The 12,451-nt window shown below is 50.9% G+C and carries 11 protein-coding genes and 2 pseudogenes; 6 read left to right on the top strand and 7 right to left on the bottom strand.

The window, feature by feature from the left end:
• Window positions 1-32: 32 nt before the first annotated feature.
• Both ACM1PF_RS14430 and ACM1PF_RS14425 read right to left on the bottom strand, forming a co-directional pair.
• A complete protein-coding gene (locus tag ACM1PF_RS14430) occupies window positions 33-746 on the bottom strand; it encodes a hypothetical protein (protein WP_416675690.1) in 714 nt (237 codons plus the stop codon).
• Window positions 747-779: 33 nt separating this feature from the next.
• On the bottom strand, window positions 780-3,428 hold the full coding sequence (locus tag ACM1PF_RS14425; protein ID WP_416675687.1) for a hybrid sensor histidine kinase/response regulator: 2,649 nt from the start codon (window positions 3,426-3,428) through the stop codon (window positions 780-782).
• A 625-nt stretch (window positions 3,429-4,053) separates the two neighbouring features.
• Between ACM1PF_RS14425 and ACM1PF_RS14420 the strand changes: the two genes are divergently transcribed.
• Window positions 4,054-4,281 carry a hypothetical protein gene (locus tag ACM1PF_RS14420; RefSeq protein WP_416675684.1) on the top strand — a complete coding sequence of 76 codons (228 nt, stop codon included), beginning with the start codon at window positions 4,054-4,056 and terminating at the stop codon, window positions 4,279-4,281.
• Window positions 4,282-4,517: 236 nt separating this feature from the next.
• Window positions 4,518-4,754 carry a hypothetical protein gene (locus ACM1PF_RS14415; protein ID WP_416675681.1) on the top strand — a complete coding sequence of 79 codons (237 nt, stop codon included), beginning with the start codon at window positions 4,518-4,520 and terminating at the stop codon, window positions 4,752-4,754.
• Between the two features lie 116 nt (window positions 4,755-4,870).
• Here ACM1PF_RS14415 and speB read toward each other — a convergent pair.
• The 3 genes and pseudogenes from speB to hpt form a co-directional block, all read right to left on the bottom strand.
• Window positions 4,871-5,838, bottom strand: a pseudogene (gene speB / locus ACM1PF_RS14410) (agmatinase).
• 199 nt (window positions 5,839-6,037) lie between these two features.
• Window positions 6,038-6,874, bottom strand: a complete 837-nt coding sequence (locus tag ACM1PF_RS14405) for a creatininase (protein ID WP_416675678.1) — start codon at window positions 6,872-6,874, stop codon at window positions 6,038-6,040.
• Window positions 6,875-7,224: 350 nt separating this feature from the next.
• The gene (hpt, locus tag ACM1PF_RS14400) at window positions 7,225-7,737 is read right to left on the bottom strand and encodes a hypoxanthine phosphoribosyltransferase (protein ID WP_416675676.1); all 513 of its coding nucleotides are present in this window, start codon (window positions 7,735-7,737) and stop codon (window positions 7,225-7,227) included.
• Between the two features lie 365 nt (window positions 7,738-8,102).
• Here hpt and ACM1PF_RS14395 point away from each other — a divergent pair, with 365 nt between their 5' ends.
• The gene (locus ACM1PF_RS14395; RefSeq protein WP_416675674.1) at window positions 8,103-8,540 is read left to right on the top strand and encodes a DUF4079 domain-containing protein; all 438 of its coding nucleotides are present in this window, start codon (window positions 8,103-8,105) and stop codon (window positions 8,538-8,540) included.
• 188 nt (window positions 8,541-8,728) lie between these two features.
• Here the strand turns inward: ACM1PF_RS14395 and ACM1PF_RS14390 are convergent.
• A pseudogene (locus tag ACM1PF_RS14390) lies at window positions 8,729-9,990 on the bottom strand (lipid-A-disaccharide synthase-related protein).
• Between ACM1PF_RS14390 and ACM1PF_RS14385 the strand changes: the two are divergent.
• The 3 genes from ACM1PF_RS14385 (at window position 9,989) to ACM1PF_RS14375 (ending at window position 11,687) form a co-directional block, all read left to right on the top strand.
• Entirely contained in the window at window positions 9,989-10,129 is a 141-nt protein-coding gene (locus ACM1PF_RS14385) for a hypothetical protein (RefSeq protein WP_416675672.1), read from the top strand. The pseudogene ACM1PF_RS14390 and the gene ACM1PF_RS14385 overlap by 2 nt on opposite strands.
• 152 nt (window positions 10,130-10,281) lie before the next feature.
• Window positions 10,282-11,175 (top strand): DUF3084 domain-containing protein, encoded by an 894-nt coding sequence (locus ACM1PF_RS14380; protein ID WP_416675669.1) that lies wholly within the window; start codon window positions 10,282-10,284, stop codon window positions 11,173-11,175.
• On the top strand, window positions 11,172-11,687 hold the full coding sequence (locus ACM1PF_RS14375; protein ID WP_416675667.1) for a hypothetical protein: 516 nt from the start codon (window positions 11,172-11,174) through the stop codon (window positions 11,685-11,687). Before ACM1PF_RS14380 ends, ACM1PF_RS14375 begins: the two co-directional genes overlap by 4 nt.
• Before the next feature lie 12 nt (window positions 11,688-11,699).
• On the opposite strand, the gene ACM1PF_RS14370 is transcribed toward ACM1PF_RS14375, so the two are convergent.
• Complete coding sequence (locus ACM1PF_RS14370) at window positions 11,700-12,299, bottom strand: DUF2721 domain-containing protein (protein WP_416675664.1); 600 nt, start codon at window positions 12,297-12,299, stop codon at window positions 11,700-11,702.
• Window positions 12,300-12,451: the final 152 nt, after the last annotated feature.

Raw genomic sequence — 12,451 nt, 5'->3', positions numbered from 1 at the left:
ACTGTAAAGAACTAAGTCAGCACTTGCGGTTGCTAGAAATGATGCCTCAGAATATCTTCCCAGGATGTCCGGATTATTGTCTCTGGGAGAGCCACCTCCAAATTTTTGGGGTTTGCAATCACAAAGGCTCTTTTGCCCAACGACAAAATTCCTGAGTCATTTCCGGCTGGATCATCACCATAGGCTGAATCCGTGTGTTTTGGCAGTTCGGCGATTGGAATAGATAATATCCTGGAAATACCAGCGATTTTATCTTCTGCCATATTGAAATGGAGAATCGATCGCGTTTTCCAGTCAATCATCGAACCGGAACAGATGATTCGATCGATATAGTGGGCTTTCATCAGGTGATGTTCAACGAGTATCTCTAAAACCGCCTCAGCTCCTTCGTGATAATTCGTCGTTGAGAATACCACTTGAAAGCCTGCCTCGATCGAAGCTGTGATGTGTTGAATTGCATCTGGATAGTAATTGTTGTTCTGAATAATGGCATGAGCCAATTCCCTGGCACGGTTTTTAATATGTCGTTTATCGTAAATTTGCTCAATCCAATCAATTCCTTTTTGCATCATCGACCTGGATGATTCATAGGGACAGGCTCCCCGCTTTAAATCTGCTTTCCAGGCTGCAACGGCTCGATCGAAGGAATCCGGATCAGCAGACAGCGATCGCGTCACCAGATACCACAAGTCATGACCTGAAACGGTAATCGTGCCATCAATGTCATAAATCCGGAGTGGCTGCATAGGGGTTAGCGATTGCCTTTTATTCTCAGCTCCTTATTCAGCTTTAGGATGGGACTGCACCAATGCTGAAATCGCCTCGACTAGCTGGGTTGGCTCCAAAGGTTTGGACAGATGCCGTTGAAATCCCACGGAGAGGGCTTTCTGTTGATCGGCTTCGCTCGTGTAAGAGGTCAGGGCGATCGCCGGAATCTGGCTAGTATTGGTGACTTCCCGCACTTGCTGCATCAGCATATAGCCATCCATTTCACTCATGCCAATATCACTGACAAGAATATCAGGTTTGCTCTGAGACAGGGCAGTCATCGCAGCCGCGGCTGAGGATACGCTCGTCACCGTTGCGCCAAATTGTTCAAGCATAATGGCAATTAAATCGCGGCTGTCTGCATCATCCTCAACTACCAAGACATGAATCCCTTTCAGATCGGTAGAGAGCTGCGCTGAACTGTCCGGCAGCGGCGACTCGACGGGATCAAAAATTAAGGGAAACCGGACGGTAAAGGTGGCTCCCTGCCCTTCCCCAGCACTATCCGCCTGAATCGTGCCCCCGTGCATCTCAACGATTTGATGGGCGATCGCCAACCCCAGTCCTAACCCGCCAAAAACCCGTGTCGTTGTGCTGTCTGCCTGACGAAACCGATCGAACACATAGGGGAGAAAATCTGCATGAATCCCTTTCCCTGTATCGCTGACCTGAATTTGGGCAAAGTCTTCTCCATAGTCCAACCGAACCGTGACCTGTCCCCCCTGGGGCGTAAACTTGACTGCATTCGACAGTAAATTCCAGACCACCTGTTTGAGCCGATTGACATCCCCTACCATTTGCAATGGGGCTGGATCAAACCGGGTTTGCACCCGAATTCCCTTCGCTTCACTGATGGATCGAACTGTCTCCAGGGCATCCTGAATCACGCTGACCAGCGAGAGGGGATGATGATCCAGAACCAGCTTACCTCGCAAAATCCGCGAGACATCCAGCAGGTCGTCAATCAGTTGCGCCTGAAGTTTGGCATTCCGCTCGATCGTTTCCAGGGCATAGGCAGTTCTGGCGGCATCCAGTTTCCCCATCTGGAGCAGTTTGGCCCAGCCCAGAATGGGATTGAGGGGCGATCGCAACTCGTGGGATAACACCGCCAGAAACTCATCTTTGATCCGATTAGCATTTTCTGCGGCTTCCCGTGCCACCCGTTCCTGTTCCAACAGCCGGGCCCGTTCGGTTTCCAACTGCTTCTGATCATCAATATCGGTGACAGTACCCACCCAACGAGTGACCCGACCACTGCTGTCTTGAACGGGTAATCCACGATTCAAAAACCAGCGATAGACTCCATCATGGCGACGAATCCGCTGTTCAGCTTGAAATCCTTCCCCCGTTTCCAGGGCTTGCTGCCAGCATGCTAGCGTCTGTTCCTGATCATCAGGATGGACAAACTGAGTTGAGCCTAACCCCATCAATTCAACGTTCGGGTCATCTTTCTGAACACCGATGTAGTCATACCAGCGTTGGTTCCAGAACTGTACACCCGTGCGATCGGCCATCCAGACCATGTGGGGCATGACTTCCGCCAGTACCCGATAGCGTTCCTCACTTTCGCGCAGGGCCATTTCCGTTTGCTTCAGGTTAGAAATATCGAAAGCAACGCCAGCCATCCGGTAGGGGGCACCCGCTTCAGTACAATAAACCCGCCCCATCGATCGCACCCAGCGCACCGTGCCATTGGGCCACAGGGTTCGCATCTCTACGTCGTACTCTTGCCCCTGCGTGATTGCCGCTTCAACCGCTTGATGAACCCGTTCTCGATCGTCAGGATGAATCGCCTGGGAAAAGACAGCGTAGCTCATCTCAACCGCTGGATCGATACCAAACATACTTCTGCATCGGTTTGACCAGGTCAGGGTCTGGCTGATCAGGTCATAGTCCCAGGTGCCACAGTCTGCTCCCTGCAAGGCCAACTGCAACCGTTGCTCGCTGTTCTGCAAGGCCATTTCAATCTGCTTGCGTGGCGTAATATCAACTCGTAGCAGCGATACGCCCTGATCAAAAGGATAGACCCGGTTTTCCAACCAGCGTCCTTCTCCGGGACAAAAATACTCGAAACTGGTGGCTTGCTGAGTGTTGACGGCTTGCTGAAGTCCCTTGTAGAAGGGCGTACCAATCGCCCCTGGATAGATCTCCCAGATTGATTGCCCGATCAATTCCTGGCGCGTTTTCTCCAGGGCGGTAACGGCGCGATCGTTGATGTAGGTAAAGCACCAGTTGGAGTCAAACATCATAAACTCATCGCTGATGCTGAACAAAACATTTTCTAAATTCGCTGTAGCCGCCTGAGCTTCTGCCCGTAAAGCCTGTTCTCGCCGCTGTCCCAGAATTTTTTGAGTGGTTTCATTGACCGCAATAAAAATGCCTGCAACCTCTCCCGATTCATTCCAGATCGGCGTATAGGAAAACGTAAAATATCCCTCATCTGGCCGACCGTTGCGATGGAGGATCAGGGGTTGATCTTCAGACCAGGTGGCTTCCCCCGTTGCCATGACGCGATCGAGTAATGGCCCTGAAAAATCCCATACTTCCTGCCAGCACTCTGCTGCTCGCTGCCCCAAACCCGTGGGGTGTTTGTCTCCGGCAATGGGAATATAGGCATCGTTATAAAACTGAATATACTCCGCTCCCCATAAAATCTGCATCGGAAATCTGGAGGAGAGCAAAATTTGCAGGGATACCCTGAGATTCTGAGGCCACTGTTCTATGGGCCCCAGGGGCGTATTTGACCAGTTAAACGCCTGTATGAGAGAGCCTGTCTCTCCCGCATTCCGAAGGAAGTTTGACCCGTTAAAGGATTTCTTGTCGTGCACAAATAGTTCCGTTGCTCACAAGCTGAAAAGGTCAGGGGTTGTGCGGAGATGGGGCTAGTGGAGGTCAAGCCAGCCACTAGAGCTTTACTTACAGGATAGTTAAGACTTCATGTAGACAGGTGCTAATTTAACGTTTATGGCTATTAATTTCAGTCGGATTAAGTAAACTTAACGGAACTTAAAAATACCGTATTTCTCTGATCAGCAATTAACTGTATTTCCGACTAAAAAATTTTCTACTAAAACTAAATATTGCCTCAATAGGAGTTGACCTAATCCCCTATCCGAGAATCCCGTCAGGGGTTTTGACTCTCAAAAACTCTAGTGAATTTTCGATTATGCCCTTAACAATGATAATCTACCCAGAGATAGAAGGAATGTCAAACAAGTTGTGCTGTGCGGAGCAAAATTCCGTAATAACCGATCATCGCCGCTCTCGTTGATTCAGCATGAACCCTTGAATTCACCGATCGTCCAACTCTCCGAATCAAAGCCAGACACTCATCTCAAGTCTCACTGTCTTAATCTGAAACAGCGATCGCTTTCTTTCTTTTCCGGTTCTTCCGCCTCCCGCCTCCCGACTCCTGGCTCCCGACGCTCAACTCCAGTAAATTTGTACAACAGAACACTTGACTGGGGCGATCGATCTGGTAATGTCTTAATTTATGGCTACATCTATGCGTGATCAATGCGTGTCGCAGTAGCCTGGCCCCAGCAACCTGGCGAGGTATGAAGTAGCGCCTACTACAACATACCTCTAACCCCACAGACGACCGTGGCTGTCCGTCGGGCTTGGATTAGTTTAACGCTTTTGTTGAACACCTCCTATCCCTGGCTTTGCGGTGGTCGAATGTGGGGGACAACCGGGTTGGTGGGTTTCTTCTGATTCCACAATCCCTAACCCATACAAGGAGAATTCCTATGACAGGTGATTTCAACCTGTTCGATCGTCCTGCCTTTGGAGATGATGCTGATCCGAGTGCTGGACGAGAGCGTGTTCGGATTATCATCTTTGGTTCTAAAGAAGTGGTTCGTGCCACGATTCACGATCTCTATCTCAAGAACTTCCGCCGCATTGAAAGCTGGAGTCCCCTCTTACCGGCACCCGATCCCGCTGTATTCATGTCCATCAGCACTGAATATCGCACCATGCGGTAGCCTCTAAACCCGATTTCACCTTTTAGTGCTACCCATTTAACCCCTCCCAACTTCCCCTTAGGGATGTGCGGAAAGATGATAACCCAGCAGGGGCGCACTGCTGTGTGCCCTTACAGCTATCCCTTCAGCTTAGGACTCAACGCCAGTAAATTAATCAACTCATAGGCCACCGTCGCCGCCGCCAATGATGTAATTTCTGCATGGTCATAGGCTGGAGCCACCTCCACCACATCCGCTGAAATCAAGGACAATCCCGCCAACCCCCGCAACACCCCCAGTAGTTCCCGACTGGTCATTCCTGCCAGTTCAGGCGTTCCCGTTCCGGGGGCATGGGCCGGATCCAGCACATCCACATCGATCGACAAATACAGCGGGCAATCCCCAACCCGTTCTCGAATCCGTTCCACTACGCCTGCAATCCCGATCGTCTCAAACTCATCACAATGCACAATCCGAAATCCCAGTTCGGCATCCCTCGTGAAATCCTGACGGCTGTAAAGGGGGCCCCAATCCCCACGTGCATGGAGGCAGACTCCAGAAACAGTCCTTCCTCTGCCGCTCGCCGAAAGGGGGTGCCGTGGGTGTAGGGTGCGCCAAAGTAGGTATCCCAGGTATCCAGGTGTGCATCGAAATGGACGAGGGCAACGGGCCCATAGCGTTGATTGATCGCCTTCAGCAGGGGATAGGCAATGGTATGATCTCCCCCCAAACTGACGATCGCCCCAACCTGTTCCAGTAGTTCTGTTGCCGCCGTTTCAATCTGACGAATCGCCTCATTAATATGAAACGGATTGCAAGCCATATCTCCCGCATCAGCAACTTGCTGCACCCTGAACGGTTCTACATCATAGGCTGGATGATACTGGGTGCGGAGATTGCGGGAAGCCTGACGAATCGCCTGTGGCCCAAACCGTGCCCCTGGACGAAAGCTAGTGCCTGCGTCAAATGGAATGCCGACGATCGCCACATCGCAGTGAGAGACATCTCGCAGTTCGGGCAATCGAGCAAAGGTGGAAGCTCCGGCATAGCGAGGCAGAATGGTGCCGCTAATCGGTTGAATGGGGGGGATATCTGGATCTGACATTTGATTACATGAGGAGGATAAAAAGATGACGAAAGGATGAAATAGAGTCTGCGATTGATCAGATCTGGGCGATCGATTCAGGATTGAAAATGAGACTGATAGCTGAATCTAAACTGAATTCAAACTGAATCTAGCAGTTTATAGTCCCGACGATCGGAAAGTATCTCATCTCATCCATGAAGATGATCTGTTAAGCCGATCAACAAGTTGATTGAGAAGAACGCTGCGATGGATGACTGAAGATGGAAAACGAACGATCGGATGGACTAATGGGCGGAAACGCTTGCTGAATAGCAGCAGCAATTCCCGTCGTAATATGCTCTGCCATCAGTTTTCCCTTTTCAGCACTGGCAGATTTTGCAGAAGACAGAACGCCAGATGGATGAACCCATTCTGGACACTGGGGGAACAGATCGTAGGGCGGGAAATCGGTAGGCGGAATGTCTGGGATCAAATTCAGGTGAACCAAGTTGGGATGATAGTGAATCATCAGGGAAGTTTCAATCACCGCTGCGTGTTCTAGGGCAAAACCCGGAAACCCATCAGGAAATACTTTGTCCAAAATGTCCTGGGTGAGAAAATCCCAATACTCCAGTCGCATCACCCGCAAGCCAGAATCGTTTCCCATCTCGCGGATTGCCAGCTCAATTCCTTCGGTGAGAAACCACTGATTTTCATAGTGACCATTCACCACCCCAATCTGCGTCACACCCTGACGCGCCAGTTCCCTGACCACATCCCGCATTAGGTGAATTAAACTGCTGCCATCCAAACTCGTTGTACCCGGAAAACTCTGCCCTCCGCCTGACTTTGGTTGAGATTTATAACCATAGCTAAAGGTCGGCGCGACAAGACCATTGATCTGTTCTGCAACAGCTTGCGCGACTGACGTACTCAATAATGCATCTGTTCCCAGGGGCAAATGGGGCCCATGTTGTTCCAATGCACCACACGGAATTAAAACGATCGCGTTTCCCTCTTGAAGACGCTGTTGATACGTAACCCAACTCAACGAACCCATCATCAACGGATGCATTAATTCTTTTACTCCACTTAAATAGCCGACTCAGCAATAATCAGTCGATCGATCGGTAGACCGAAATGAATTGACATTTACGGCAACACCTCCCTGTATTCGTTCGCACCACCTGTGCATCGCAAAATTCCTCGAAATTTCCCATGAGAAGGGGGACTTCAAACCTTTTTGGGTTCGGTTCCCCTTTTTTGATGGGCTAGGGGGCTTAAACAGGGTTGGCGATCGACTGATAACAGCCGTTTTTGTACAGGTTAATGACTATCCATCCCAGAGTATGTTGACTCGATCGTCTGATATGTCAAGTTCGATACTTGTCTGGTTCAGCACGTCCTGATCTGGAATCCATCCCTTCATCCTTCTGCCTCCACGGCATAAATTGCCGGAAGCTGGCGATATTGTTCATCCATATCTAATCCATATCCCACAATATATCGATCGGGAATCGTAATCCCCAAATAATCGATCTCCACTGGCATCCGGCGGCGATCGGGTTTATCCAACAAACTACAAAGCGTCAGAGAAGCAGGCTCCTGCTCCTGCAACAGTTCCAGGGCCGTCGTAGTAGATAACCCCGTGTCCACAATGTCTTCCACCAAAATCACATCCTTGTTCGCCAATGCCCCCTCCGAGAGACCCATTAGCACTTTGACGGTTCCAGAACTAGTGGTTTCTGAACCATAGCTGGACAACCGCAGTAGCTCAATACAGCAAATCGGTGTTTGCATCTGCCGAATCAAGTCCGATAAAAACACAAACGACCCCTTCAAAACCCCAACCACAATGGGAGAGCGATCGGTATAGTCTCGATCAATTTGCTGCGCCAACCGCTTCACCGCAGCCGCAATTTCCCGCTCTGAAATCAAAGGTACTAACCTTGTTCCCATAAACCTCATCCCATTTATCCTGTCTCAGCCAAGGAGATGCATTCCCCGTGTCCTGCGCTTTCCTCCATATCTTAAAGCCCCAAAGCTGCCAGACATAAGGCTTCTGTGGGAAAAGTGAAATTAACTCTCAAACCCGCTGATTAATTATTACATGGGGTAAAAAATCAGGATGACTGGATTTGAACCAGCGGATCTTTCGTTCCGTCCAAGGTAAAACTCTAGCTGTGAGCACTCCTGGAGTCGATCAGTACCCTTTTAATCATTCAACCAGTCATTCAACTTTGCTGGTGGTTCCTAAAGAAGCTTAAACTAGGCAAAATGCTCCCTTTATCTGCATTGGCTCTGTGAACCTTCCTTCTTTTCTATGGCTCTGGCGAATTGCAGCCTGGTCAATGGGTCTATCGATCGCAGCCTATTTTCTTCTGGCGATTACAGGTGGTTGGATGTTTGTTGCCCGTCAATCCAGTCAACCCCGTCCCAAATGGCTTCGACCGTTTCACTATGTTATCGGCAGTACGATGGTCGTTCTGGTGCTGCTGTTGCTGGGGATCGGGCTGGTGGGCACGATCGGTCACTACGGCAATTTGGGGCATTCAGTTCATCTGCCTGCGGGATTAGTGGTGGTTGATTTAACGCTGCTGTCTGCCTGGAGTGCTGCTCAAATCAGCCCACAACGTCTCTGGGCCCGATGGCTCCACATTGGTACGAACATCGTGCTGTTTGTCGGATTTGCGATCGTCTCTCTAACGGGTTGGATCGTTGTGCAAAAGTATTTACCGTGACAATTATTCACCATGACAACTACTTACCGTGCAACTTAGGATGCAAAGTTATACCGATTCAAATCGTTTGCACGGCAGATAGATTGCCTGTAGGGGCGCACTGCTGTGCACCCTGACCGGGATGTGCTGAAATTCTTGTGGGGTGGGCATCTTGCCCGCACAGTCAAAGACCCTCATCCAAATATCGATTATCCAAATATCAATCGCAACTGTTCCGCAATTCGGCGAGCAGCACCCGCTTCCCCCATCCGTCTGTGGCCATTTTCAGCAATCTCCTGAAGACGATCGGGGTCGTTTAATAAGGACTGAACGGCTGCCACAACGGCCGGTGGATGTTCTACTAGCGTGACCGAGGGGCCTAAGAGGCGAGTTTGAGCTTCAGCAAATTTAGCTGTGAACTGGGGGCCCTGTCCCGGTAAGGTAATGGCAGGTTTACCCAATCCGACAAACTGTTCCGTGGCCGTTCCAGCCATGGCGATCGCAAAATCTGCTTGATGTAAACAATCGCTGAAGGCGTGTTGCGTCAGAATCAGGGTAGCCTCAAGCTGGTGAAAGGTCTGAAAGGTTGGCTCTGTTGCGGTTTGCGGAGCAGTCCACCATCCAGAAGCTTTCAAATCTTGCTGGAAGGGAGCCAGATCCAGCCCCGGAGCGATCGCACCCAAAAACAGCAGCCGTTGTTTGTTAGCAAAGGCCGCCACCAAGGCCGACACTGCCTGGAACAGTAATTGCCAATTCCGATAGGCTTCGGGTGGGCGGGAACCGGGCAGCAGCACAAACGTCAGCGGTCGTTCCCTTTCTTCAGCAGTCGCCCGATCGGCCGCCAGATTGAAATCAATCCCCGTTGGGTCAAGCCCATCCATCATCGGATTTCCCATACTGATGGCTGGAATGTGCCATCGCTTCAGCGTACTGGCCGTGAGCTGATCCCTTGGAAATACGGCCTTGCACCGTCGATGCCGCATCAACCAGCGTTCCCAGGGCAGGTAATCCGACCCCGACCAACCTTCCATGCGGTCAAACCAGGATTGCCGAGGCAGTTGCCCCCGTTCATCCCGCAGGTAATATTCTGATTTTGCCGTTCCCACAAAGGCATAGGTTGCCCCACTCCACCAGGCAAACAACAGCGGCACAATGTCGCCGACAGCTAATATGCTCCAACCTGCTCTGGCCGCGATCGCACCGTTTGCAGTTGTGCCCGCGTCAGGGAAAGCAGCCCCCCTTTGAGATCTCTCAATAATTGCTGGCGATCCATATAGATAAAGCCGCCAGAGGGCATGGGTTTGGCTGGGCCAGCTAACGGGATGCCCTGATTTACATAGGCATGACCCGCTCCCACGATCGGTAGGGCTGCAATCTCGATCTCTTGGGCGGATTGAGTTTGGAGGGCTTGAAGAATGCGAAGGGCGATCGTGTCTTCGCCGTGGCCGTTACTGAGGCAGAGGAGTTTCATGGGTAAGGATGAAGGAGGAACGTTCAAGGAGGAAAAGATGCAAGATAAAAGAGAAAGGATGCAGGGTTGCAGTTTTTGGCTGCCGTGGTTTGCCTGCTTACAGGGGCAATTTAAATCACCTGTCGATCAGCGAGAATAGGTAAGCAGGGACAAGATTTGAATTTTAGCGGTTGATTGAACCTGGGGCTACTGTTTTAGCGAATGTGCTAAAAACCCAGCAGAAAGTCAATTACGAATGGCGCAAATCGGGTTGCTGATAGTAGGCTGGAACTGGACTTTTTATAACTGACGATGACCACTGGGCTGGTCTTGATTGCAGCGATTTTGGTGTTAGGAGGGGTGATTGCCACTGCGGGCGATCGCATTGGCATGCGCGTGGGTAAAGCTCGCCTGAGTTTGTTTAACCTGCGGCCTCGCCAGACGGCAACTCTGATTACCATTCTCACAGGAACGGTTATTTCTGCCTCTACGTTCGCCCTACTGTTTTTGGTGAGCGATCAACTGCGAACGGGTGTATTTGAACTGGAAAATATTCAGCGAGATCTGTCCGATGCCCGTCAGGAATTGGATCAAATTGCTTCTGAAAAAGAAGAAATTGAGGATGAGCTAGCCAGTGCCCGCCAGGAACAAATGACTGCCCAGGAGCGGCTGGAGGATATTAATGAGTCGTTGCAGGAGTCAATTACTCGCCAGGCGGAAACGGAGGCAGAGCTAGGGAATACCCAGGAACAGCTTCAGCAAGTCCAGGGACGATTCCAGCAAGCCCAATCCCTCCTGGCGACCATTTCAACCCAGGCCCTGACCCTGCGCTCTGAAATTGAACAGCTTCAGTCCGATCGCCAGGAACTGATCCGGCAGCGAGATGAAGTGAGGGAACAAATTGCCGCCCGCGATCTAGAAATTGCCGCGCGAGATCAGGCAATTTTGCAGCGCGAGGAAGAGTTGCGCCAGTTGGAAAACCAGTATGTGTTTCTGACGCAAGAGATCCAAGTCCTGGAGCGAGAATTTCAGGCTCTCCGGCAGGGGAATGTCGCCCTGCTGCGCAACCAAACCCTGGCCTCTGGAGTCGTGCGAATTGTCAATCCCAATGCTGCGCCTCAAGCGGTTGAACGGTTATTGCAGCAAGCCAACCGGGTAGCGATTCAACGGGTCTTGCCGGGGCCGGAGAGCTGGACGAGCAGGTGATCCAAATTACTAATGCAGAAGTGGAGCAGGTGATCAACCAGATTGGTGACGGGCGGGATTACGTCATTCGGGTGCAAGCGGCGGGAAACTACGTTGTTGGAGAACCGTGTCTGCTGGCGGGAGATGCCTGTATTAACGTGTATTTTTCGACGGCTCCTAACCAGTTAGTGTTTGAGCGGGGAGATGTGGTAACCGCTACGGTGATTGATGCCACAACGATGACCGATCAGGAATTGGCTGAACGGATCCTATTGTTGATTGCCGCTGCACAATTTCGGGCCCGGCAAGCCGGAATTTTTGCTGATTCGATCGAAATTACGGATAATCGTCGGGAAACGGCGCTCGAGTTCATCGACCAGATTCGAGAATATCGGGGTGCGCTGGAAATTCAAGCCGTTGCAGCCGACGATGCCTATACTGCTGGGATTCGGATGGAGCTAGTCGCCATTGATGATGGGCAAATTCAGTTCGGCACGGGACAATTTGAGCCGATCGAGATTCCCCTTCCTTAGCACTGCCGCGGGCTAATTCGCAGTTCGGTTGAGTTGACGGTGAACCCGCTGCCGTTGCCGTGATGGTCTATGACCTGCCAAAGGCAATGATCCATTCTGGGGTGAAGTAGGTTTGGCTGAAATGCGGCTAGAGCCAGTTTCGATCGCTCCCAGGCGAAGTATCCAGGTAATTTCTTCTCCCAGGGAATGATTGGTGGCGTAGACATCCAGTAGGGTCAGTCCGATACTGAACAGCAGTACGATCGTCCCCAGCACAAACAAAACCAGGGCTGCGTAAATGAGCCAGTTGGATGGAAGCAGCATCCTGAACGCCACCACCACCGTACTGGTCATACATAGCAAGAGGGCGTAGTGGGCGGTGAGCAGGCTGGCATGGGCCACACGATAGTGATACCGCAACTGTCGAAGCTGACCCTTAAGCTGCATCCGGCGATCGTTTCTGAACAGTCCTCCATCCAGCAATTCCAGATACTCTTTTTGGGTCTGCCGCAGACGATTGGCAAAAGCAGTCTGCCGCATGAGCAATCCATTTACCACTGCAACGCAGATCAGAACGAGCAGTAGTGAATTTAAAACCAGTCGAATTAGTTGATCTGTTTGCTCAATGCTCATGCTGCTTCCCTGGGAGACTGGTGCAATTGTACTAAGATAGTAGACCGGACTGCACCACTGTTCAATAAACTTTGCTTGGGATGATATCACTCCCCTGAAAGAACAGCTACTCTGGGAAAGACCGGTTACTTTAAGAACAGTTACTTTAAGAA

It is taken from the genome of Egbenema bharatensis FJBBOT/2019, from assembly GCF_048077055.1.
Classification (GTDB): Bacteria; Cyanobacteriota; Cyanobacteriia; order Elainellales; family Elainellaceae; genus Egbenema; species Egbenema bharatensis.
The sequence above is the reverse complement of the archived record's forward strand: the minus strand, read 5'-3'. Positions and strand labels throughout refer to the sequence as shown.

Excerpts from the sequence above, each read along its gene's own strand:
- ACM1PF_RS14430 (WP_416675690.1), bottom strand. The coding sequence starts at position 746 with ATGCAGCCACTCCGGATTTATGACATTGATGGCACGATTACCGTTTCA.
- ACM1PF_RS14425 (WP_416675687.1), bottom strand. The coding sequence starts at position 3,428 with ATGCAGATTTTATGGGGAGCGGAGTATATTCAGTTTTATAACGATGCC.
- ACM1PF_RS14415 (WP_416675681.1), top strand. The coding sequence starts at position 4,518 with ATGACAGGTGATTTCAACCTGTTCGATCGTCCTGCCTTTGGAGATGAT.
- ACM1PF_RS14405 (WP_416675678.1), bottom strand. The coding sequence starts at position 6,874 with ATGCATCCGTTGATGATGGGTTCGTTGAGTTGGGTTACGTATCAACAG.
- ACM1PF_RS14385 (WP_416675672.1), top strand. The coding sequence starts at position 9,989 with ATGGGTAAGGATGAAGGAGGAACGTTCAAGGAGGAAAAGATGCAAGAT.
- ACM1PF_RS14380 (WP_416675669.1), top strand. The coding sequence starts at position 10,282 with ATGACCACTGGGCTGGTCTTGATTGCAGCGATTTTGGTGTTAGGAGGG.
- ACM1PF_RS14370 (WP_416675664.1), bottom strand. The coding sequence starts at position 12,299 with ATGAGCATTGAGCAAACAGATCAACTAATTCGACTGGTTTTAAATTCA.